Origin of the sequence: Uliginosibacterium sp. 31-12, from assembly GCF_030548425.1 — a bacterium.
GTDB lineage: Bacteria > Pseudomonadota > Gammaproteobacteria > Burkholderiales > Rhodocyclaceae > Uliginosibacterium > Uliginosibacterium aquaticum.
In genome coordinates, this window is record NZ_JAUOOA010000005.1 from 247298 (window position 1) to 269231 (window position 21934).

Annotated in this window: 18 protein-coding genes; 14 read left to right on the plus strand and 4 right to left on the minus strand. The window is 64.6% G+C overall.

Annotated elements, in window-relative coordinates; all coding sequences use genetic code 11:
• Nucleotides 1-119 precede the first annotated feature (119 nt).
• Entirely contained in the window at nucleotides 120-794 is a 675-nt protein-coding gene (locus Q3Y64_RS11715) for a hypothetical protein (protein WP_101941146.1), read from the plus strand.
• Nucleotides 795-869: 75 nt separating this feature from the next.
• On the opposite strand, the gene Q3Y64_RS11720 is transcribed toward Q3Y64_RS11715, so the two are convergent.
• On the minus strand, nucleotides 870-1943 hold the full coding sequence (locus Q3Y64_RS11720; RefSeq protein WP_158239142.1) for a LacI family DNA-binding transcriptional regulator: 1074 nt from the start codon (nucleotides 1941-1943) through the stop codon (nucleotides 870-872).
• A 299-nt stretch (nucleotides 1944-2242) separates the two neighbouring features.
• Between Q3Y64_RS11720 and Q3Y64_RS11725 the strand changes: the two genes are divergently transcribed.
• The 11 genes from Q3Y64_RS11725 (at nucleotide 2243) to Q3Y64_RS11775 (ending at nucleotide 13808) form a co-directional block, all read left to right on the plus strand.
• Nucleotides 2243-2800 (plus strand): hypothetical protein, encoded by a 558-nt coding sequence (locus tag Q3Y64_RS11725; RefSeq protein ID WP_303562031.1) that lies wholly within the window; start codon nucleotides 2243-2245, stop codon nucleotides 2798-2800.
• A gap of 83 nt (nucleotides 2801-2883) precedes the next feature.
• Entirely contained in the window at nucleotides 2884-4323 is a 1440-nt protein-coding gene (locus Q3Y64_RS11730; protein ID WP_303562034.1) for an ATP-binding protein, read from the plus strand.
• A complete protein-coding gene (locus Q3Y64_RS11735) occupies nucleotides 4320-4838 on the plus strand; it encodes a hypothetical protein (protein ID WP_303562037.1) in 519 nt (172 codons plus the stop codon). The genes Q3Y64_RS11730 and Q3Y64_RS11735 overlap by 4 nt, the downstream gene beginning before the upstream one ends.
• Nucleotides 4835-6226 carry a sigma 54-interacting transcriptional regulator gene (locus tag Q3Y64_RS11740; RefSeq protein ID WP_303562040.1) on the plus strand — a complete coding sequence of 464 codons (1392 nt, stop codon included), beginning with the start codon at nucleotides 4835-4837 and terminating at the stop codon, nucleotides 6224-6226. Before Q3Y64_RS11735 ends, Q3Y64_RS11740 begins: the two co-directional genes overlap by 4 nt.
• Before the next feature lie 233 nt (nucleotides 6227-6459).
• Complete coding sequence (locus Q3Y64_RS11745; protein WP_303562042.1) at nucleotides 6460-7068, plus strand: polymer-forming cytoskeletal protein; 609 nt, start codon at nucleotides 6460-6462, stop codon at nucleotides 7066-7068.
• Between the two features lie 305 nt (nucleotides 7069-7373).
• The gene (locus Q3Y64_RS11750) at nucleotides 7374-7907 is read left to right on the plus strand and encodes a sigma-70 family RNA polymerase sigma factor (RefSeq protein ID WP_101941153.1); all 534 of its coding nucleotides are present in this window, start codon (nucleotides 7374-7376) and stop codon (nucleotides 7905-7907) included.
• On the plus strand, nucleotides 7891-8907 hold the full coding sequence (locus Q3Y64_RS11755) for a FecR domain-containing protein (RefSeq protein ID WP_303562046.1): 1017 nt from the start codon (nucleotides 7891-7893) through the stop codon (nucleotides 8905-8907). The genes Q3Y64_RS11750 and Q3Y64_RS11755 overlap by 17 nt, the downstream gene beginning before the upstream one ends.
• A gap of 170 nt (nucleotides 8908-9077) precedes the next feature.
• Nucleotides 9078-11573: a TonB-dependent receptor gene (locus tag Q3Y64_RS11760; protein ID WP_303562048.1), complete on the plus strand. Its 2496-nt coding sequence runs from the start codon at nucleotides 9078-9080 to the stop codon at nucleotides 11571-11573.
• Nucleotides 11573-11845 carry a hypothetical protein gene (locus Q3Y64_RS11765; RefSeq protein ID WP_303562051.1) on the plus strand — a complete coding sequence of 91 codons (273 nt, stop codon included), beginning with the start codon at nucleotides 11573-11575 and terminating at the stop codon, nucleotides 11843-11845. The genes Q3Y64_RS11760 and Q3Y64_RS11765 overlap by 1 nt, the downstream gene beginning before the upstream one ends.
• A gap of 1 nt (nucleotide 11846) precedes the next feature.
• On the plus strand, nucleotides 11847-12143 hold the full coding sequence (locus tag Q3Y64_RS11770; protein ID WP_303562054.1) for a hypothetical protein: 297 nt from the start codon (nucleotides 11847-11849) through the stop codon (nucleotides 12141-12143).
• A gap of 18 nt (nucleotides 12144-12161) precedes the next feature.
• A complete protein-coding gene (locus Q3Y64_RS11775) occupies nucleotides 12162-13808 on the plus strand; it encodes a PepSY-associated TM helix domain-containing protein (RefSeq protein ID WP_303562057.1) in 1647 nt (548 codons plus the stop codon).
• Nucleotides 13809-13893: 85 nt separating this feature from the next.
• On the opposite strand, the gene Q3Y64_RS11780 is transcribed toward Q3Y64_RS11775, so the two are convergent.
• On the minus strand, nucleotides 13894-15582 hold the full coding sequence (locus tag Q3Y64_RS11780) for a methyl-accepting chemotaxis protein (RefSeq protein ID WP_303562059.1): 1689 nt from the start codon (nucleotides 15580-15582) through the stop codon (nucleotides 13894-13896).
• Between the two features lie 294 nt (nucleotides 15583-15876).
• On the opposite strand from Q3Y64_RS11780, the gene ettA reads away from it, so the two are divergent.
• Nucleotides 15877-17541 carry an energy-dependent translational throttle protein EttA gene (ettA, locus tag Q3Y64_RS11785; protein WP_101941161.1) on the plus strand — a complete coding sequence of 555 codons (1665 nt, stop codon included), beginning with the start codon at nucleotides 15877-15879 and terminating at the stop codon, nucleotides 17539-17541.
• A gap of 83 nt (nucleotides 17542-17624) precedes the next feature.
• Here the strand turns inward: ettA and Q3Y64_RS11790 are convergent, their stop codons facing one another.
• Nucleotides 17625-18728 (minus strand): putative phage abortive infection protein, encoded by a 1104-nt coding sequence (locus tag Q3Y64_RS11790; protein WP_303562062.1) that lies wholly within the window; start codon nucleotides 18726-18728, stop codon nucleotides 17625-17627.
• A 343-nt stretch (nucleotides 18729-19071) separates the two neighbouring features.
• On the opposite strand from Q3Y64_RS11790, the gene Q3Y64_RS11795 reads away from it, so the two are divergent.
• Nucleotides 19072-20721, plus strand: coding sequence for a glycoside hydrolase family 6 protein (locus Q3Y64_RS11795; RefSeq protein ID WP_143707351.1), 1650 nt, complete (start codon nucleotides 19072-19074; stop codon nucleotides 20719-20721).
• A 95-nt stretch (nucleotides 20722-20816) separates the two neighbouring features.
• Here Q3Y64_RS11795 and Q3Y64_RS11800 read toward each other — a convergent pair whose 3' ends face one another.
• Nucleotides 20817-21767: an MBL fold metallo-hydrolase gene (locus Q3Y64_RS11800; protein WP_303562066.1), complete on the minus strand. Its 951-nt coding sequence runs from the start codon at nucleotides 21765-21767 to the stop codon at nucleotides 20817-20819.
• Nucleotides 21768-21934: the final 167 nt, after the last annotated feature.

The following is a 21934-nucleotide window of genomic DNA, read 5'->3' on the forward strand; positions in this document are numbered from 1 at the left end:
GTCTCAGGCTGGAAAAAGCTCAAAAGACGCTGGTCAAGATAGGCCACATACATATAATGGTCAAATTCGGCAACTATAGTACTTTCGGCATATAACCAATTACTTAGACCCAGACCATCGTGGCCACGGTTCGACCCGATTCGACTGCTGCGAAACCGCTCCGCTCGCGCCTCTCCAACCCGGACCGGCACGCCCCGGAGCAGATCTACCTTTTCGAAGCCCTGCGCGAGCTGGCCTTTGAAACCTGTCTGGAAGTAGCTGGCAGCACCCTGCGCATAGGCCTCGCCGCCAGCCATTGGCAACTGGAACAAGCCCGGCGCCTGCTGGAGCAGTTGCAGCCGCAGCATCCGCCCCTTGATCGATTGCCAGCCCCCGAACTCGAACGCGTTGTGGCGCTGGCGCTTCATATCAGCCCACGCCGGCAGCGCGCTCAGGGCGTGATCTGCCTGCGCCGCGACAACCCCGCCGGCCTGCAGCTGGACCTGCTGCACCGCCCGGCACTCGACGCGCTGCGCGCACGCGGCGCACGCTTGGTCGAAGTCGAGCGACTCGCCTTTGACCAGCATATTGCGCCCGAGCAGCTCGCTCGCCCGATGATCCAGGCGCTTGCCAGCACCGTTGCGGACTGGGACAGCACCGATATCCTTGCCGAATGCCCGCGCAGCCATGCCGGCTTCTATTGCAGCCAGCTCGGCTTCAAGCGCCTGGGCAAACAGACGGACGCCAAGCGGCTCCTGCTCTGCCTCAGTCGCAAGCAGCTCACACGTTTGCAGGCCAGTAGCAGCGAAAGCTGAGTCCCGGCCTTTGCCGCCCCGCCAGAAACGCAAAAGCCCGGTTCAACCGGGCTTTTGCTTGTCCAGGGAAACGGACTATTTGCTCGCCAGCTTGCCACACAAGGTGCTCTGGCGCACCACCAGATCGTGCGTAAGAAGCGGGTTCTCGGGAATCGCACAGGCTTCCGGATAAGGCTCGCCGCGGCGCTCGCAGATGCGTCGCACCAGAAGGCGCAGCGCCACCTCGGCCATGCGCGGCGTGTCCTGCGTCATGGAGGTCAGTGGCGGGATCAGGTAGGCGCTCTCGGGCAGGTTATCCACGCCCATCACGGCAAGGTCTTCCGGCACACGCAAACCCAGCTTGTGGGCTTCGGCGAGCACACCGATTGCCATCCGGTCGCTGCCCACGAAAACCGCATCCAGCTTCGGACAGATTTCCAGCAAGCGGCGCAGGCCAGGGCCGCCGGTATGCACATCCCAGTCGCCCTCCACCACGTTGCGGGCCATCTCGCTTGTACCCGCCTCGGCCAGTGCGGCCTTCCAGCCTTCAACCCGCTGCTGCGACACCCAGCGATTGGTCGGGCCAGCAATATGGCCAATATTCTTGCGCCCCAGGCTCAGCAGGTGGCGGGTCGCCACACGCCCTGCTTCGAAATTGTCAAAACTCACGGTATCCACACCAGGACGCGGCTTGGCATTGATGGCCACCAGCGGCATCGGCAGGCTGGCAGCATCGAAAGTATCCAGCCAGGCATGGCTATCACCGATTTCGGGGCCCGCCCAGATCACGCCGTCCACCTGACGCTCGATCAGATAATCCAGCATGGTACGGATGCTGCCGCTGCTGAAATCGGTCATTTCCTTGATCAGCAGTGCATAGCCCATCTTGTCGGCCTGGCGCACCATGCCGAGGTACGCCACGCCGGACACCAGATAGCCCTGGCCGCCGTTACTCACGACACCGATGGTCTGGCTGCGTCCGGTGCTCAACTGGCGCGCCAGCGCACTGGGGCGGAAGCCAAGGGTATCGATGCACTGAAGCACGCGGGTGCGCGTCTCCTCGGTCACATGTTCGCTGCCATTCACCACGCGCGACACGGTCTGCTTCGAAACGCCTGCCAGCTTGGCCACGTCGGCCAGAGTCACCCGCTTGTCTGCCGCTGAATTCATCCTCTTTCCTTTCTCTTGCCCAACGAACCCGCATTGAAGCAATGCCATGCGCCGTACGAGGGCATTATTTCGGCGATTATGGCGTGAAAAGCCGCCTGGCGCATCGTTCCTGCACGCACCGAAGCCGTTCAAAACCCGGCCAGATCATCTGTGTTGAAACGCTTTTTTCAACATCTTCGAGCAAACTGCGCCCTGCTACCGAAAACAAGCCCGAATGCTCAGCGCGCGGAGCACTCTAGCCGAGAGCCCTTGCCTCCCGGCCAAGCGCCGGACGGTTCCTCGCGGGCATAATCACGGCCATGTCAGCCCCCACCAGCCTTCTCTACCTCGACACCCTGCTGTGCCTGCGCCAGCACGACAATCCGTTCGACGCCGACAGCCCCTACCTACTGCTCTTCGCCGGCCAGCCTGGCCCACAACCACAGGCCGATGTAGTCCGCATCACCAGCCGGCACTGGCACAACCGCACCCGCAGCGGGCGCCTGCATCTGGTTAACAGCTGGATTCATCACGATGTGCGCCCCGCCAGCGTGCTGCTGGTGGCCATGCTGGAGCAGAACTGGCAGCTCGATCTCAACGATGCCGCCCTCGAATCCTTGCGCCGCGCAATGCAGACCCGCTGGAGCCATTTCGTGCGGCGCATGGCGTCTGCCAGCCTGCCACTGGCAGCCCAGCATGCCTTCAAGCGCCAGCTGCAATGCCTGTTGCGCAATGATGCCCTGATCCAGATCCGCCCCCTGCCGCTGAGCACCCTGCATGGCACTCTGCCCGCACTGAACTTCAGCGGGCACGGCGCCCGCTACCGGGCCAGCTTTCACACTCGTCGCCTGCAGGCGGCCGGGCTAACACTCGCCTGACGCGCAGCGGCCTTCCGTCGCCCCGAGGGGAACCTGCGCCAGCAACGCAGGTACAAACAGGGGCTGCTTTGTACCCGTGCCCGATGCACCTGCCCTATCCGCTCTCCCTTCCCAAGCTGCTGCTGCTCGGTTTCGTACTGGTCGCCCTGCCTGCAGTGCTGGCCTTGTTCGGCGCCTATTTCTCGCTCGCCCAGCTCAGCCAGCGCAGCGAAAGCGCGATCACCCGCGCCACGACCATCACCCGTGACAGCCGTGCCCTCAGCGAACATCTCACCGCCCTGGAGCGCCTCGCCCGCCAGCAATTGGTACTCGGCGACGAAGCCGGGCTCGGCACCTATGCCCGCCAGCGCACAGCCTTCAACGAAACCGCCGAACGCCTCCAGCGGCACGCTGACACGCTTGATCTCGGCAGCAACCTGGATACCCTGCGCTTGGCAGAAAAGAGCATCTGGCAAAGCCTGCAGCCAGCGGAACTGAGCCAGAGCCGCGGCCCGGCTTTGCTCAAAGCCTTCGCCGCCATGAACGACAGCGCCAGCCTCATCATCAGCCAGGCCGACGCCCGCATCGAGGCTGACATCCAGTCACTGCGGATCGAAGCGGCAGCAGCCCGCCGCCAGTTGCTGCAGCGCTTGTGGATCCTGATCCCGATCAGCCTGCTCCTGGCGCTGGGCATCACCGCCCTGATCCGGCGCCCCTTCCGCCAGATCGAGGAAGCCATGCGCGGGCTCGGCGAAGGGCGTTTCGACACCCCGATCCGTGTCACCGGCCCGCGCGACATGGCCCTCCTCGGCCAGCGTCTGGACTGGTTGCGCACGCGCCTGCAGGCACTCGACGCGCAGAAGACCCGCCTGCTCCACCACGTCTCGCACGAACTCAAGACGCCGCTCACCGCCCTGCATGAAGGCACCGCACTGCTGCTCGACAAGGTGACCGGCCCGCTCAACACCGAGCAGCTCGAAGTCGTGCAGATCCTCGCCAGCAACTGCCAGCGCCTGCGCAAACTGATCGAAAACCTGCTCGATTACAGCGGCCTGCGCTTTGCGCCGGGCGATCTGCGCCGCGAGCAGATCGCGCTGACGGAGCTCATTGCCCTGCTCATTGCCGACCACAAACTCGCCGCCGCGGCGCGCAACATCCGCATCGCCTGTGAAGGCGATGCGCTGAACTTACAGGCGGACCGCGAGAAGCTCCGCGTGATCCTCGACAACCTGCTCTCCAACGCCCTCAAATACGCCCCGCCAGGCAGCAGCGTACTCATCCGCAGCAGCGCTGGGGCCGGCCAGATCTGCATAGAAGTCTGCGACGAAGGCCCCGGCATTCCGCTCGAGCTGGCACCTGGCATGTTCGAAGCCTTCGTTCAGGGGCCGGCGCCGCAGGGCAGCCCGGTCAAGGGCAGCGGGCTGGGCCTGTCCATCGTGCATGAACTCGTCGCCCTGCATGGCGGCGAAGTTTCGCTACACCCCAATTCCCCCCAGGGCACGCGCGCCTGCGTCCGCCTGCCGCTCACCGGGTCTCCAGCATGAAAGCCCTCTCCAGCCTGCTGCTCGCCAGCGCGCTCGTCTTGCTCGCTAGCGCCTGCAGCACTACCGAACTCAGGCATGTTGGCCTGCTTCAGGCAAGCAGCGAAGCGGATCTCGACATCCTCCAGCAGAGCAGCCGGATCCGCGCCATGAACCCGGCCGAGCTCGCGGCCGAAGCCGACAGCCTGCAAAAACACTACGCCAGCAAGCGCAGCGAAGAACGGCGCCTGCAGCTCGCTCTGTTTCACGCCATTGCCCCCAGCCCGCCGGCCGACCGTGCGCGTGCCCTGAGCCTGCTGGATCTTCCCCCCTCGGACGCCAACGGCCGCGGCCGCAATCACCCGCTGGCGCAACTCTTGCTGCCCATGCTGCAGGACATCCGCCGCCTCGACGACGCCCAGGCCAGCAGCCAGCAGAAACTGCGCGAGGCGCAGGCAGGCAATGAACAGATGCGCCAGAAGCTCGACGCCTTGCGCGAGATCGAGTTGAAAATGCAGGAACGCCCGAAAGCCAAATGACTCAGACCCCCACCGCCCCCGAAGCTGCCAACGCCCGCGTGTTGCTGGTTGACGACGACCCCGACCTGCTGCGCCTGCTCTCGATCCGCCTCAAGGCCAGTGGCTTTGCCATCCGCTGTGCCGACAGTGGCCCTGCGGCCCTGGCGGCAATCGCCGCGCAGCGGCCGGACATCATCGTCACCGATCTGCGCATGGCCGGCATGGACGGACTGGCTCTCTTCGACGCGGTGCGCCAGCAGCATCTCTCGCTACCGGTGATCGTGCTGACCGCCCACGGCAATATCCCGGAGGCCATCGAAGCCACCCAGCGCGGCGTGGCCGGTTATCTCACCAAGCCTTACGACGCGGGCGAGTTAATCGCGCAGATCCGCCGCGCCATCGGCAGCTCGGGCGATGCGGGTGAATCGCGCAAACCGGCGGCCTGGCGCAGCGAGATCCTCACCCGCAGCGTGCTGATGGAAGACTTTCTGCGCCAGGCCGAGTTGGTCGCCGCCAGCGAAGTCAGCATCTTCATCAGCGGCCCCAGCGGTGCCGGCAAGGAGCTGCTCGCGCGCGCCATCCACCAGGCCAGTCCGCGCGCCGGCAAGCCCTTCGTGGCCATCAACTGCGGGGCGATCCCCGAGCAGCTGCTCGAATCCGAGCTCTTCGGCCATGTCAAAGGCGCCTTCACCGGCGCCCATCGCGACCACGACGGGCTGTTCCAGTCCGCGCGCGGCGGCACGCTCTTCCTCGACGAGATCGGCGACATGCCCACGCCCCTCCAAGTCAAACTGCTGCGTGTGCTGGAGGAGCGCGAAGTACGCCCGGTTGGTGCCACGCGCAGCCTGCCGATCGATGTACGCATCCTCTCCGCCACCCATCGCGATCTGCATGTTGCACGTAGCGAAGGGCGTTTCCGCGACGATCTGTACTACCGCCTGAATGTCGTCAGCCTTGCCCTCCCCTCGCTGGCCGAGCGCCGTGAAGACATTCCGCTGCTCGCCCAGCACTTCCTGTTGCGCCTCGCCGCGCGCTACAAACGTGCCGTCACCACCTATTCGCCGGAAGCCATGGCGCTGCTGCTGGCGGCGCCCTGGCCCGGCAACGTGCGCCAGTTGCTGAACGTCGTCGAGCAGACCGTCGCCCTCTCCACCACCCCGGTAATCCCCGCCGCGCTGGTCCAGCGTGCGCTGCAGGATGAGGGCGGCGCCATCGAATCCTTCGAGGAAGCCCGCCAGCGCTTCGAGCGTGACTACCTCGTGCGCCTGCTGCGCCTCACCGACGGCAAGGTTGCCCAGGCTGCCCGGCTCGCCCGGCGTAACCGCACCGAGTTCTACCGCCTGCTCGCCCGCCACCACCTCGAAGCAAGCGCCTTCAAGGACGCCACAGATCCGGCCGGGCAGGCCTGATCCGGGCTGTCGCCGATTCGCGACAGCGCCTCGCCCGGCGGCAAGGGGCTTTGCCTGCAGCGGCCCGAAAAGCTGTCGCCGCAAGGCGACACCCGAGGCCCGAACGAGATCTCACAAATAACAATCAACCCTTTGATTAATAATGACTAGTTGAATCTGGCACGGCCTCTGCACTGTATCTCCTTGTCGGCGCTTCGCTCCTTGAAGGCCGCCCCGCTCACGAAGGAGACCAGATGTTCCATAAAGCCCTGCCCCGCAGTTCCGAAGCCGCAGCGGAGCGCCAGCCCCGCGTCACCCACACGCCCGGGGCCTATCCGGCGCTCCAGCCGCAGAACCGCCTGCGCGACGCGGCCGAACTGAACGCCGCCCAGGCCGCTCAGCTCGCCGCACAGACCAGCAGCCCGGACACCCGCCATACACCCGCCCCGGCGGCAGACACCGAATCGCCCAGCCGCCTGGTCGTCGGTCCCGAGGTCAAGCTCAAGGGCGCCGAAATTCTGGATTGCGACACCCTCATCGTCGAGGGCCGCGTCGAAGCCACCATGGATAGCCGCGTGCTGCGCATTGCCGAGAAAGGCGCCTTCTCCGGCAAGGTCGGCATCGATGTCGCCGAAATCCACGGCCACTTCGAGGGCGACCTGACTGCCCGCGACAAGCTCGTCATCCACGCCACCGGCCGCGTACGCGGCACGATCCGCTACGGCAGCCTGCTGATCGAAGCCGGCGGCCAGATCAGCGGTGACGTGCAGGCACTGGAACACGCCCGCTCAACCGAAACCCGCAACTCAGGAAAGGAGGCCGATCGCCCGAAAATCAGCGCATTGATCACTTCGGCGGCCTGATGCCGCCGGATGTTCGACAAACGGGTGGGCGACGTCCGCCGCAGCGTTCGCTGCAAGGCGCTGCGGTGCGCCCGCCAGTTTGTTGAACCGCGCTTGAAGCCGTCCGGTGACCTATCCTTCCTCCTCAGGTCAGCTGGCTGCCTCAAGCCACCACACTGCTCACTACTTCAGGCCCGGCTCAGACCGGGCCTTTTTTTGTGCCGGGCAAAACGCTTTACCACCCTCGCCGGATATGTATAAAATGATAATCATTCTCATTTAGTTCATCATGCCCGATACACATCCTCGGGCACAGGGAGTCCGCCGTGTCCGCCACCGCTGCATCCATCGCTGATTTTGCATTCCACCGGCAAATCGAGGCGCTCTATACCGAGCACCATGGCTGGCTGCGAGGCTGGCTGCGCAAGAAACTCGGCAATGCTTTCGATGCCGCCGATCTGGCCCACGACACCTATCTGCGCCTCCTCAGCAGCGGGCACATGCCGCAGCAGGATGAATCCCGTCGCCACTTGAGCCAGATTGCCAACGGTCTGGTCATCGATCTGTATCGCCGCCGCCAGATTGAAGCGGCCTATCTGGAGGCTCTCGCCCTCCTGCCGGAACAGCAGGCGCCTTCCGAAGAAGCCCGCGCGCTGGTCATTGAAGCCCTGGTCGAGATCGATGCGATCCTGCATGGCCTCGCTCCCAAGGCGCGCATGGCGCTCCTCATGTGCCGGCTAGATGGCCTGAGCTATCGCGAGATTGCCGAGCGCCTGGAGGTTTCAGTCTCTTCAGTCGAGAAATACATCGCCACCGGGCTGATCGCCTGCCACCGCGCGCTGCATGCCCAAAACGCCTGAGCCGCGCACACCGATGAACGCCCCGGCAGCCCCCGACGCCACTGCCCTGAGCCCGGCCATCATCGCCAAAGCGGCCGAATGGATGGCCCGTTTGTGGTCGGAAGACGCCCGTGCGGAAGATAAGGCTGCCTGCGGGCAATGGCGGGCCGCCCACCCCGATCATGAACGTGCCTGGCAAGAACTGCAGATCTTTGAGGACAAGCTCGACGGCCTGCCGCCCGAGCTCGCCCATCATGTGCTGCGCGAGCCCGCAGATCAGGCCTGGCAGAAGCGCACGACCTTGCGCCGACTGTTCGGCCTGGCCATCGTAGCGGGCGGCGCTGCCAGCCTGCTGCGCAGCACCGACACCTGGCAACGCGGCACGGCGGACTATGCCACTGCCACGGGCGAGATCCGCGAGATTCAGCTGGCGGATGGCACATCGATCGTGCTGGCCACCGCCACCCGGATCGATGTGCGCTTCGATGCGCAGGAGCGGCGCATCGTGCTACACGCGGGCGAAATCCTGATCACCACCGCACCGGACCCGGCCAGCGTGCACCGCCCTTTCCGGGTGCACGGCCGGCATGGTCGCGTCGAAGCGCTGGGCACCCGTTTCAGCGTGCGACAGGACGAAAACGCCTCGCAGGTCGCCGTATTCGAAGGCGCGGTGGAGCTGCGCAGCCGCCGCAGACCGGACCTGGCCATCCGTATCAGCGCCGGCGAAGGCAGCCACTATTCCGCCACCCGGATCGCGCCCCTCACACCGGTACAGGAAAGCGCAGCGGCCTGGCGCAATGGCGTGCTGCTGGCCGAGAACATGCGTGTGGCGGACTTCGTCGCCGAACTCGCCCGCTACCGGCCGGGCCTGCTGCGCTGCGATCCGGCCGTAGCAGAACTGCGCGTGAGCGGCGTGTTCTCCCTGCGCGACACCGATCGCGCCCTGCAGAACCTTGCGCTGGCCCTGCCCCTGGTGCCGGTCTATCGCACCCGCTACTGGGTCACCCTGCAGGCGAGCTGAGACGCTGATTGGCTGCTCCGTGCCAAAGGCAGGAATGCGTCCACAGCTCCGATGCGCACGCGTAATTTTTTCGCCCCGAAAAAAATTCAGTCTGGCATTGAGGGTTTCGCAGTCTCGTTCGGAATACCTGATGAAGCCACTCAATATTCCCGAACCGAAAGGACCGCAGCATGGCCAGACACGCCTCCCTTCCCTCTTCTGCGCAACGTACTCTGCCGCGTAAGCAGGGCCTCGCCAGCTTTGCCCCGAGCGGCACCACCAGCGCCGTGCGCAGCGCCCTGATGACAGGTCTGATGCTCGGTGCCGTCGGCGTCACCACACCCATGGCCTACGCCCAGAGCGCAGCGCCCGCCGCCAGCGCGGCGCGCAGCTACAACATCCAGGCCGGCCCGCTGGATCGGGTGCTGAACAGCTTTGCCGCCATCGCCGGCGTCGAGTTCAGCTCAGATGCCAGTCTGCTGCAAGGCCGCAGCAGCCGCGGCCTGTCCGGCATCTTCACCGTCGAGCAGGGCTTTGCCGAACTCTTGCGCGGCCAGGGTCTGAACGCCAGCCGCCAGGGCAACGGCAGCTACATCCTGGTCAAGCCCGCCGAACAGGGTTCGCGCCCGTCCGGTGAAGTCACTCTGGCTGCGGTCAAGGTCACCGGCACCACCGTATCCCCCACCGACCTGCCGGCGTCCTATGCGGGCGGCCAGGTGGCGCGTGGCGCCAAGCTCGGCGTGCTGGGCAACGTCGACGTGATGGACGCCCCCTTCAACGTCACGGCTTACACCGCCCAGGCAATTGCCGACCAGCAGGCCGCCACCGTCGGCGAAGTGCTGCGCAATGATCCCTCGGTGCGCTTCACCACCAGCGACGGCCACAATGCCGAGAACATCACCATCCGCGGTTTCGAGATCAACTCCTCGGAACTCGCCTTCAACGGCATGTACGGCATGCTGCCCGGCGCCCATGTGCCGACCGAATTCGTCGAGCGCGTCGAAGTCTTCAAAGGTCCGGCCGCCATGCTCTCGGGCATTGCCCCGAGCGGCGCCGTGGGCGGGGTGGTCAATCTGGTGACCAAGCGCGCCACCGAGCAGGATCTGACCCGCCTCACGACCAGCTACGCATCAAACTCGCATCTGACACAAGCCGCCGATATCGGACGCCGTTTCGGCGCGGAGAAGCGCCTCGGCGTGCGCTTCAACGGCTCGCTGGGCTATGGCGAAACCACGCTCGAAGACCAGAAAAAGCGCGACAACTTCTCCTCCCTGGGCCTCGACTACCGGGGTGACCGCTGGAAGATGGAACTGGACGCCTACTCGGCTCACCAGAACCAGTCCGACGGCAGCCCGCTGATGGTCGGCTTCAGCACCCTGGGGCGCGTCATCGATGCGCCGGATACCAGCAAGAACGCCCTGCGCGGCACCTACGCCCACCAGCGCACCGATGGTGCCATGCTGCGCGGCGAGGTGGAGCTGACCCGCGGCCTCTCCGCCTACGCAGCCCTGGGCACCGCCAACTACAACTACGATGGCTTCATCAACGGCACCCGTGTCGTACTGACCAATGCCAATGGCAACGCCACCGGCCAGACCTACAACCAGGCCGGCTATACCCGCTCGAGCTCGGGGGAAACCGGCCTGCGCAGCAGCTTCAGCACCGGCAGCATTGCCCACCAGATGGTCGCCAGCTTTGCCCAGCAACACACCACCACCGGCCTCGCCACGGTGAACACCAGCGCCAGCTACGTCACCAACATCTACGACCCGAAGACCAATCCGACCATTGCCGGCGCCCACGGTGCCGTCGCCCGCTCGGCCGACAACATCTACTCCAGCCTGGCACTCGCCGACACCCTGAGCCTGTTTGAAGACAGCACCCTGCTGACCCTCGGCGCCCGCTCGCAGAGCGTCAAGCAGAAGATGGCCACGCCCACCGCCTACGAAGAGAGCGCCATCACGCCGATGCTGGGCTTGGTCGTGAAGCCCTGGGGGCCGGAAGTCTCGCTGTATGCGAACTACATTGAAGGCCTGAGCCCGGGCGTCGTAGTGTCCTCGGTGTATGCCAACGAGGGCGAAACCCTCGCACCGTACAAGACGCGCCAGAAGGAAGTGGGCGTGAAGTGGGAGCACGGCAGCTTCATCAACACCTTCAGCCTGTTCAGCATCCTCAAGCCGTCCACGATTTCCGTTGCCACCAGCGCCTCGCGCCCCACCCTGGCACTGGATGGCGAGCAGAAGAACCAGGGCTTCGAGTGGACCATCGCCGGTCAGCTGAGCCGTCAGGTCCGCATGCTCGGTGGTGCCGCCTACACCGTGGGCGAACAGGTGCGTGCCGCGACCGCCGCCAACGATGGCAAGAAGGCGCCGGGCGTGCCGGCCTGGACCGCCAACCTCGGCAGCGAATGGGATCTGCCCTGGATCAGCGGGCTGACGCTGAACGGGCGTGTCACCTACACCAGCGCCCAGTATCTCGATGCCGCCAACAAGCTTGAGTTGCCGTCATGGACCCGCTGGGATGCCGGCGCGAACTACGCGCTCTCGGCCTTCAGCAAGCCGGTGGTGCTGCGTTTTGCCGTCGAGAACCTGACCGATGAGCACTACTGGTCCGGCCGCTTCGGTGAAGGCTTCGCCACCCTCGGCGCACCGCGTACCTACAAGCTCTCGGCCACGGTGGACTTCTGATGCTCGCGTGGCTGCTCTCCGGCCTGCTGCTCGCCCTGGCGGGCAGCTTCGCCATTCATCTCGCCTCGCCCCACCAGCGCTGGCGCGCCAGCGCGCTGGCTGCGCGCCCCGCCCGCCAGGCCGGGGCGGCCCTGCTGGTGGCCGCCCTGATCGCACTGGGCCAGACCCTGCACAGCGTGGTAGCGATTTTCGTGCTGCTCACCTGGCTGATGCTGGCCTTCGTGTTGCTGCCCTATCTGGGGGCTCTGATTGCCCGCAAGGAAAGCCGCTGACATGACGACAACAAGCTCCAAACCTGCTCCGATCCGCCGCGACTGGATCGCCAAATCGCTCGCCGGCACACTCCTCGGCTTCACCCTCGCCATGGGCTGCAGTGGCCTGCTGATACTCGCGACTGCCGGCCTCGCGCCCGGCACGCGGGCCCAGTTCGCGATGTGGCTGGTCACCCCGATCTGGCTGGGCGTACTCAGTGGCTGCTTTTTCTTCAGCAGCGGCCTGCGTGCCTGGCAGTGGCTGGGCGGGGCCAACCTGCTGGTCTTCGCCACGCTGCTTCTGGCCCGCCCGGCCTGACCTTCTCTCCTGTACATCATGCGCAGCGACTACATCCGCATCTACAAAACCGTTCATACCTGGACCGGCATCCTCACCGGCATGGCGCTATTCATCGCCTTCTATGCCGGGGCGCTGACCGTCTTCAAGGAGCCGCTGGCCCGCTGGGCCGCTGCGCCTGTTGCCGCCCTCGAAGTACCGCTCGCGGAAACGCCCGCCCTGATCGCCAAAACCCTCGCCGCCCATCCGGGCGCCGCCAAGGGCTTCCAGCTGAATCTCAAACCTGCCGAGCATGAGCCTGCCCGCCTGAGCTGGGTCGAACGCGAAGAAGGCCAGGACGATCACGACACCCTCAATGGTCGCCACTACCGCGCCACGCTGGATGCTCAGGGCAACGCTCTCATCAGCGAAAGCCAGCCCTCGCAGCTCGCCGAGTTCATCGACATCCTGCACCGGGTGGTCGGCCTGCCCTTCGATACCGACCCCAACCGCTGGCTGATGGGCGTCGTCGCCGCGCTCTACGCGCTGGCCCTGGTCTCCGGCGTCATCGTGCTGCTGCCCACCCTGGTGAAGGATTTCTTCGCCCTGCGCCTGGGCAAGAACCTTAAGCGCATGTGGCTGGACGCGCACAATGTGGTCGGCATCATCAGCCTGCCGTTTCACATCGTGATGGCCATTACCGCCGTGGTCTTCGCCTACCACGACGGCCTCTACGCCCTGCAGGACAAATACCTCCACAGTGGCCGCCTCGCCAACGCCTTCAACCAGCAACGCCCGGCCGCAAAACCGGCCCCGCGCAACCCGGCTGACATGCTCCCGCCCGTCACCCTGCTCGAACGCGCCCAGGCGCTCTCGCCCGGCTTCGAACCCAGTTCGCTGCAATACGTGAATCTCGCCGGCCCGCGCGCCATGGTGCGGGTGTGGGGCAGCGATCCCGCTGCACTGGCCCCGCGCGCCATGGGCGGCTTCGTGGCGCTGGACCCATGGAGCGGCAAGGTTTTGAGCCGAGACTTCCTGCCCGGCGCCCAGGACGCAGCCAACACCACCCTTTCCAGCTTCTTCGCCCTGCACTTCGCCACCTTCGGTGGCACTCCGGTACGCTGGATGTACTTCCTGCTCGCGCTCGCTGGCGCCTGGCTCTTCTACAGCGGCAACCTGCTGTGGATCGAGTCGCGCCGCAAGAAACAGCGCCAGGGCGAAGCACTGCCCGGCCAGCGCCTGGATACGCGCCTCCTGGCTTCGGCCACGGTGGGCGTGTGCATCGGCTGCATCGCCGGCGTCTCGCTGACGATTGCCTGCGCCAAATGGCTGCACGACCATGTCGCCGACCTGAATGCCTGGCACTGGTACGTGTATTACGGCGTGTTCTTCGCCAGCCTCGCCTGGGCCTTCTGGCGTGGCGCCGGCCGCGCCGTGGTGCCCCTGCTGTGGCTGGCCGCTCTGGCCACCTTCTGCATCCCGCTCACCACCCTGCTGGCCTGGCTGATTCCCGGCCTCGGCCTGTGGGCCAGCAGCAGCCTCGCCGCCCTGGGGGTGGACCTCACCGCGCTGGCCGGTGGCCTGGGCCTCGTGTGGATGGCACGCGCCACCGCCCGGCGGGTGCGCCTCGGCGCGGAAGACAGCGTGTGGTCGGCCCGCCCGGCCGAGCCCACGCCCGCCTCGGCCCCAGCACCGAACGAAGCCTGAACGAAACTTGGCACGGCAGGCTGAGCGAGTGCAAGCTTGCAAAGCCTGCCGCCAAGACACGGGCAAACCGCCAATCAGGCCATGATCACTTGCTCATCCCGTGGGCGCGGAAACCAATGCGGAAGCCGCCCCAGTGGCGGCCCGCTACGTAGATGGGCGCAGAAATGTCGTACATCACCTCGCCCGTATCGCGCCGGTAAGTCTGTGTCAGGAAATCCAGTTCGTGCGCACCGCAACGGCTGCCAACACGATCACTGAAAATGCGCTTGGTGCGGTTATTGACCATGTCGCGCACGCGGTCGCCGGTCAGGGCCTGGCTAAAGCGCTTGTTGTGCGTCGGGAAGTAGCCGCGCCTATCCACTGCACCGGCATACACGATATGTGGATAGCGCTCCAGCAAGGGTTCCTGGATTGCAGGGAAGATCTCGTCCGTCAGCGTGTCGAAGGCGGTGTGGAACTTCTGCGGATCGGTGCCTTGAATGGGCAGGTATTGCTCGTCGAAGAGCTGATCGAGGCTGATGCGCTTGTCCGCAAGGGCACGCTCCAGTGCCGCCCCGATCTGCCGCGCTGCCTCGCGCGCCACTTCCGGCGTTTCGCGATGCTCACGCATTGCAACTTCGCCTTCCGCGCCGATCTTGTAGACCTCTTCCACCTCGCGCATGCTCGCCGCCAGTTGCTCAAGCATGCGCCGATGCGTTGCCGCCACACCAACCCGCCGTTCGTTCTCCTGCGCCAGGCGCACGATCTGCCGCGCCTCGGCCTCCAGAGCCTGGCAAGCCAACACCTGCGAGCCCATGTCATGCACGATGCGCTGCACCTGATCGCGGGTCCGTTGCGCCCCCACGAAGATGGCCGATAGCGCCTCCGCTGCGCGCTGGGCACACTGCGCCCCGTCCCGCGCCTGATCACTGCTCTGGGTGATGACAGCGATAGCCTCGGCCGTGTCGGCACGCATGCCATCGGTGATGCCGGTAATGTCGGCCGTCACCCGTGTCGTGCGTTCGGCCAGTTTGCGCACCTCATCGGCCACCACCGCAAAGCCGCGCCCTTGCTCACCGGCGCGCGCTGCCTCGATGGCCGCATTGAGCGCCAGCAGATTGGTCTGATCCGCGATCTCGTGAATCTCGGCGATCATGCGGGCGATCTCCTGGCTCAGATCGCCCAGGTGCGTCACACGCTGCGCAGAATGCACCGCCGACTGGACCAGCGACTGGATCTGTAGCTGTGCTTCACGCACCGTGCGATCGCCCTCCTCGGCCAGCGCACAGGCCTTCATCGCCAGCTCTCCCGCCTCGCCCACTTCTGCACTGGCGGCCAGCGTCTGCTCGCGCATGCGCACGATAGCCGCACCGGCCGATTGCGCCGCGGCGGACTGCGTAGCCCCTGCCGCCAGCACACCGTCTGTTTCCTGCTGGAGCACCAGACAGGACTCGCTGACCCGCTGCGCATCCTGCACGATCTTGCCCAGCATCCCCTGCATGCCTGCAACGAAGCGATTCACCGCCGCAGCGGCCCGCCCGGCATCCCCCTCACCTTCGTCCACGCGCCGCGTCAGATCACCATCGGCGCTCATCCTGGTGAGCACGGAGGTAATTGCTTCGCTGCGCCCCAGGCGTCGCGAAAAGCGCTGCGCGCCCCAGGCGCCCACCACCCCCACCACCAGCCCGGCAAGCGCAAAACGCCAAGCCAGCGCGCCGTTCGCCAAGGAGCCCGCCAAGCTAGCCAGCAGAGCCAGAAAAATGCCGAACATCACCCACACGCCCTTGCCCTGCATGCTGTACTCCTCCGGCTTTCAAGCCCAAACAGAGATATCGGACGATGGCAGGGCAAACTTGACGGCCCACACCAGAACAAGGGAAGACCCGCCCTGCCTTTCGCGCGGCCCCCCTGTTTCGTCATGCCCCGACGCACAGCCTCAAGGTATCCTTACGTTTTTCCAATCCCCATGAACAAGGACTTTCCAGAACCGCTTCCTGCCTGGCGTCGCCCACAGCGACAGTACAAGTAGTACGGCAAGGAGGCGCGACAAGGCTGGAAGCGGTTCTGGGAAGTCCCTTAAAGGCAAAAAATGGCTCAATACGTCATGTCAATGCTGCGCGTGAACAAGGTTGTTCCGCCCAAGCGTCAGATCATCAAGGATATTTCCCTCTCCTTCTTCCCCGGCGCCAAGATCGGCCTCTTGGGCCTTAACGGCTCGGGCAAATCCACCGTGCTTCGCATCATGGCCGGTGCCGACAAGGAATATGACGGCGAAGTGCAATGGCAGCCGAACATGAGCATCGGCTACCTGCCGCAGGAACCGGAGCTGGACCCGAACAAAACCGTGCGCGAGGAAGTTGAATCCGCGCTGGGCGAAGTCATGGAAGCCAAGCAGAAGCTCGAAGAGGTGTACGCCGCCTACGCCGAGCCGGATGCCGACTTCGACAAGCTGGCTGAATTGCAGGCCAAGTACGAGAACATCATCTCCACCAGCGGTGCAGACGTGGAAACCCAGCTCGAAATCGCCGCCGACGCACTGCGCATTCCGCCTTGGGACGCCAAGATCGGCCCGCTGTCGGGCGGTGAAAAGCGCCGCGTGGCGCTGTGCAAGTTGCTGCTCTCGAAGCCGGACATGCTCCTGCTCGACGAGCCGACCAACCACCTCGACGCCGAATCCGTCGAATGGCTGGAGCAGTTCCTGGTGCGTTTCCCCGGCACCGTGGTGGCCGTCACCCACGATCGCTACTTCCTCGACAACGCCGCCGAATGGATTCTCGAACTCGACCGTGGCGAAGGCATCCCGTGGAAGGGCAACTACTCCAGCTGGCTGGAGCAGAAAGGCGCGCGTCTGGCCAACGAACAGAAGCAGGAAGATGCTCACCGCAAGGCCATGAAGGAAGAGCTGGAATGGGTGCGCCAGGGCGCCAAGGCACGCCAGTCCAAGAGCAAGGCCCGCTTGGCCCGCTACGAGGAAATGAGCGCGGTCGAATACCAGAAGCGCAACGAAACCCACGAAATCTTCATCCCGCCGGGCGAGCGCCTGGGTAATCAGGTGATCGAGTTCAAGGGCGTGTCCAAGGGCTTTGGTGATCGTCTGCTGATCGACAACCTCAGCTTCAACGTTCCGCCCGGCGCTATCGTCGGCGTGATCGGCCCCAACGGCGCCGGTAAGTCGACCCTGTTCCGCATGATCCAAGGCATGGAAAAACCGGATTCCGGCGAAATCGAAATCGGCTCCACCGTGAAGATCGCTGCGGTCAATCAGACCCGCGAAGGCCTCGACGGCAGCAAGACCGTGTTCGAAGCGATTGCGGACGGCGCCGACATCCTCACCGTCGGCAAGTTTGAAATGCCCAGCCGCGCCTACATCGGCCGCTTCAACTTCAAGGGCGGCGACCAGGCCAAGATCGTCGGCAATCTCTCCGGTGGTGAGCGCGGTCGTCTGCATCTGGCGAAAACCCTGGTCGAAGGCGGCAACGTGCTGCTGCTCGATGAGCCCTCAAACGATCTGGACGTGGAAACCCTGCGCGCCCTGGAAGACGCGCTGCTCGAGTTCTCCGGCTGTGCGATGGTCACCTCGCACGACCGCTGGTTCCTCGACCGCATCGCCACCCACATCCTGGCGTGCGAAGGCGAATCGCAATGGACCTTCTTCGCCGGCAACTACACCGAGTACGAAGAAGACAAGAAGAAGCGTCTGGGTGAGGAAGGTGCCAAGCCCAAGCGCATCCGCTACAAGCCGATCAGCCGCTGAGCCGTTCAAGGCGCAAGCAACAGAAAGCCCGCCACTCCGGTGGGCTTTTTTTGTCCGGCCTGCACGCAAGCCGGGGGCACAACTCAAACCTCAGGCTCTGCCCGGCGCTTGCTCAAAGCCTTGTGCAGGCGGCTCAGGCGGCCGACCTCGACTTCCAGCCGGGCAATCTCGTCCGACTCGTTTTCATGATCCTGACCAGCACCGGCCAGATCGAATTTCCGGGCCCGCACCGACAGCAAGCGTTCCTGGCAGGACTCCATCATTTCGCTTGCCGCCTTCAAGGCGCGCTGGATGTTCGCCGCGGAGAGCTGGCTCGCGGCATCGCTGCGCAAGGCACTCCATTTGACCAGCCCGATCCCGTAAGCCCGTACCTCGTACAGCGCAAGCAGGCTGTAGTCGGGCAGGTTCTGCGGGCGCAAGCCTTCAAACAGTGACAACTCCTCGATGCTCTCCTTGAGGCCGAAAGCCTCGTCGCGCAGTGCATGGAAGAACATCATCAGCAACTCGTACTGCGAGAACTGGCCACGCAGCAGCCGGGCGTAAAAAGCCTTGTTGCGGATGGCACTGCGGTGCACGAAGCTCGCGATGTTCTCGATGCTCTGATAGTAGTGCTCCACGAGGTGGCCGAAGCGGATGTAGTTGTCTTCGTAGTAATCGTTCAGCCAGGCCAGAAACTCCTCGCGCTCGTCCCAGTTCTGGCAGCGCTCGAGCAAGTCGTAATCGGAAAAACTCTCGCCGTACAGGCGATGAATCGCCGCCCGCCCCCTGAACAGGCCTTCGTGATCGCTCAGTTCCACTGAATTGAGGATTTCCTGATGCAGGCGCAGGAGCTGGAAGAAGGTGTTTTCGAATGCCTGAGTTTCGGCCGCCCGTGCGCTCGCCTGGGCCTCGCGCTTGACCTGCTGCAATTGCTCGCGCTGCAACACTACCGCCACCAGCAGGCCCACCACCGATAGAAAGCCAAACACTGGGTTGAGGAGGCCGCCGAAGAAATCGCCCAATGTGCCGAGCTTGGCCGGATCCTGGGGGGCATCAAACCCCCCCAGCCCCTCGGCGTGACTCAGGTAGTAATCCAAAACGGTATAGCCGAGCGCCAGCATCAGCAGCGTGGCTGCGAGCAAGGCAGCGGCCAGCACGAACCAGTTCGACCGGACCAGCCCGAACATCACTTGCCTCACCTCTTTCATCTCGCCCTCCAAGCCCGGCACGACCGCCTCAATGAGGATTTACGACCTTGGCGCGCAAAAATTGACCGGATCGCCCAGGCCGGAAGTCATCCCTGTTGCTCACGCGCAGCCCAGTCGCCCAGACCGCGACCAGAAATACCGGAAACGACAGGCTTGTCAGAACCTTTCCCCACACCCGCAAATCCAGCCTAAACGGCGTACAAAAACCACAAACCAGGTAAAAAACCTTAAAGCCGTTCGCCACCCTCAAGCAGCCTTTCCATCCAATGCCAAAAGCATTCACGGATGAAGCACGTCACACTTTTCGAGCTCGATTCAAGCAATACCTTTCAAGGAAACCCAAGTGAAAAAAGTGTCTCTTAACAGCCTGACCTGGAGCATGTTGCTGTGCGCAGGTCTTCTGAGTGCGTGCGGCGGTGGTGGCGGTGGAAACGGTGGTGGAAGCAGCAGCGGTAACGCTTCGTCGGCGGGCAACACCAGCAGCACGGGCAGTGCCGGCGCATCTTCCGCAGCGGGCAACCCCTCTTCCAGTGTGAGCAGCGTGGCGACTTCCTCCGCCAATACCTCTGCCGGCAGCAACACCTCGTCCGCAGCCCAATCCTCCACCGGCGCCAGTTCCTCGGCCGGCAACACCTCGTCGGCAGCCGCCAGCTCTTCGGCCGGAGCAACGTCTTCTGCGGCAGCCAGCTCCTCGGCCAGCAGCATCAGTGCAGCCCTGGGCGTCACCACCGGCAATCCGTTCGCCGGCGCCGGCATGTACGTCAATCCGGATTACGCTGCCGCCGTGCAGCAATCGGTGAACATACTCTCCGCCGGCTCAAACGATGCCCGCATCGCCACGGCCATGAAGTCCCTCCCCACCGGTGTCTGGATCGACCGTATCGACGCCATTGAAGGCGGTGCCCTCAACAGCGGCCGTCTTGGCGTGGAAGGCCATCTGAAGGAAGCCCTGGCCCAGCAGAAGCTCAAGGGCGGCGCGATGACCATCACCTTCGTCGTCTATGACCTGCCGGATCGCGATTGCGCATCGGCCGCCTCCAACGGCGAGCTGAATGCTGCGACCGGAGGCATGAGCAAGTACAAGACCCAGTACATCGACAAGCTCTACAGCATCTTCGCCAAGAGCGAGTACAAGAGCCTGCGCATCACCCTGGTGATCGAGCCGGATTCGCTGCCAAACCTGGTCACCAATGCCGGTGAAGGCGCATCGATCCCGGCCTGTGTCACGGTGAAGAGCAACAACACCTATGTCGAAGGCGTGCAATATGCCGTCGGCAAGTTCGCAACGCTCACCAACGTCTACCAGTATCTGGACATTGCCCACTCCGGCTGGCTGGGCTGGGACAACAACCGTGCCCGCGCCGTGAGCTACTTCAAGACCTGGGTCGGCGGCATCAGGAATGGTGACCTCTCGGTGATCCGTGGCTTCGTAACCAACGTTGCGAACTACACTCCGCTGGACGAACCCTTCTTCAACGGCACCGCCGATGTCGTCAACACCGGCGGCAGCACGGCCTTCTACGAGTGGAACTACATGGTCGACGAGCTGAGCTATGTCGACAAACTGCGCGCCGAATTCGTGGCTGCCGGCTTCCCCTCGGGCCTGGGCTTCATGATCGACACCGGTCGCAACGGCTGGGGCAGCGCACTGCGCCCGACCTCCGCCGCGGCTGACGTCGACAACATGCGTATCGATCTGCGCAACCATCGTGGCAACTGGTGCAATGTGCGCAACACGGGTGTTGGTGCGCGCCCGAAGGCTGCACCGGACGCTTCACGCAGCTATCTGGACGCCTACTACTGGGTCAAGGGCCCGGGTGAGTCCGACGGCACCAGCGACAGCTCCGCCACCAGCGCCAACTCAGAAGGCAAGCGCTTTGACGTGATGTGCGGCAGCGGCAACATCGATGCCCTGCAGAATGCCCCGCACGCCGGCCACTGGTTCCACGATCAGTTCATGATGCTGGTTCGCAACGCCTCGCCGGCGCTGTAAAAACCACACGCAGGCAAGACGATGGGCAAACAGCTTCGCCCATGAAAAAGCCCGCCAGCCGGCGGGCTTTTTCATGCGTCCTCGCAAACCCAGGATCACTTCAGCGGCGTGAAGTCGTAACCCTTGCCACGCACACTCAGCGTTCCCACACCAGGGCTGGTCAGGTGGAAACCCGCCACCAGTGCATTCTCGGCAATCGCCAGATCGGCAATGCGCCGCCGCGTGGCCTTGGCCGCCTCGGCATCCATATCGAACATCACGGCCCACTCGGGGTTGCGCACGAACATCGAGACATTGGTGGTATCGGCCCAGTACAGCAGCTTGCGGCTACCGCCTTCGATCATGAACACGGTATGACCCGGGGTGTGGCCATACGCGGCAATGGAACGCACACCCGGCAGCACTTCCTTGCCCGGCTCGAAGCGAATCACGCTGCCAGCCAGCGGCCCGAACACGCGCCGTGCGGTATTCAGACCACCGCGCGAGGCCTCAGGCGTGGCGGTGTAGCGTGCCTCGTCCATCCACCAGTTCCATTCCGGTGTCGGCACATAGATCTTCGCATTCGGGAACACCACCTGGCCGGCCTTGTTGCGCAGGCCATTGATGTGATCGCCGTGGAAGTGGGAAATCACCACGGCCGTGATCGACTTCGGATCGATGCCCGCCTTGCTCATGTTCTCTAGCAGCTTGCCGCTGCCCGCCGCACCGAACTCGCCATTGCCGGTGTCAAAAAGCACACGCTGGCCGCCCACATCCACCACCAGCGAGTTATAGGGCACCTCCAGCTTGTCCGTCGGCAGGCCGGCCGCCTGCAGATCGGCCTGCACCTCGGCCAGCGACGCATTACGCACGAAGTTCGCGTCCAGTGCACGTGCGCCCTGACCATCGCTCAGCATGGTCACACCCACCTTGCCAAGATCCACCCGTGCCGCCCCCTCGGCCACCGGTATCGCCCGCGGCACGCTGCTGGCGCAGGCCGACAGGAACACACTTATCAAGGCCGCGCCCAGCACGGTCCAGCCTGCAGAAAACGGTCGGTTCTTCATAGTCACGCACTCCTCTGGGGATAGGTTCAAACAGTGGATAAAGGCGTCCGGGCCATGCAGCCAATGCAGCCCGGTCAGGCTTCAGGCCTGCCACACGCGAACAAAGTTCCGTGCCCGGGCGGCAGGTCGCCCGCCAGTGTAGGCCAGCACGCGCCGACGCCCCTCTA

Excerpts from the sequence above, each read along its gene's own strand:
- Q3Y64_RS11720 (WP_158239142.1), bottom strand. The coding sequence starts at position 1,943 with ATGAATTCAGCGGCAGACAAGCGGGTGACTCTGGCCGACGTGGCCAAG.
- Q3Y64_RS11725 (WP_303562031.1), top strand. The coding sequence starts at position 2,243 with ATGTCAGCCCCCACCAGCCTTCTCTACCTCGACACCCTGCTGTGCCTG.
- Q3Y64_RS11730 (WP_303562034.1), top strand. The coding sequence starts at position 2,884 with ATGCACCTGCCCTATCCGCTCTCCCTTCCCAAGCTGCTGCTGCTCGGT.
- Q3Y64_RS11735 (WP_303562037.1), top strand. The coding sequence starts at position 4,320 with ATGAAAGCCCTCTCCAGCCTGCTGCTCGCCAGCGCGCTCGTCTTGCTC.
- Q3Y64_RS11740 (WP_303562040.1), top strand. The coding sequence starts at position 4,835 with ATGACTCAGACCCCCACCGCCCCCGAAGCTGCCAACGCCCGCGTGTTG.
- Q3Y64_RS11745 (WP_303562042.1), top strand. The coding sequence starts at position 6,460 with ATGTTCCATAAAGCCCTGCCCCGCAGTTCCGAAGCCGCAGCGGAGCGC.
- Q3Y64_RS11755 (WP_303562046.1), top strand. The coding sequence starts at position 7,891 with ATGCCCAAAACGCCTGAGCCGCGCACACCGATGAACGCCCCGGCAGCC.
- Q3Y64_RS11760 (WP_303562048.1), top strand. The coding sequence starts at position 9,078 with ATGGCCAGACACGCCTCCCTTCCCTCTTCTGCGCAACGTACTCTGCCG.
- Q3Y64_RS11765 (WP_303562051.1), top strand. The coding sequence starts at position 11,573 with ATGCTCGCGTGGCTGCTCTCCGGCCTGCTGCTCGCCCTGGCGGGCAGC.
- Q3Y64_RS11770 (WP_303562054.1), top strand. The coding sequence starts at position 11,847 with ATGACGACAACAAGCTCCAAACCTGCTCCGATCCGCCGCGACTGGATC.
- Q3Y64_RS11775 (WP_303562057.1), top strand. The coding sequence starts at position 12,162 with ATGCGCAGCGACTACATCCGCATCTACAAAACCGTTCATACCTGGACC.
- Q3Y64_RS11780 (WP_303562059.1), bottom strand. The coding sequence starts at position 15,582 with ATGCAGGGCAAGGGCGTGTGGGTGATGTTCGGCATTTTTCTGGCTCTG.
- ettA (WP_101941161.1), top strand. The coding sequence starts at position 15,877 with ATGGCTCAATACGTCATGTCAATGCTGCGCGTGAACAAGGTTGTTCCG.
- Q3Y64_RS11790 (WP_303562062.1), bottom strand. The coding sequence starts at position 18,728 with ATGAAAGAGGTGAGGCAAGTGATGTTCGGGCTGGTCCGGTCGAACTGG.
- Q3Y64_RS11800 (WP_303562066.1), bottom strand. The coding sequence starts at position 21,767 with ATGAAGAACCGACCGTTTTCTGCAGGCTGGACCGTGCTGGGCGCGGCC.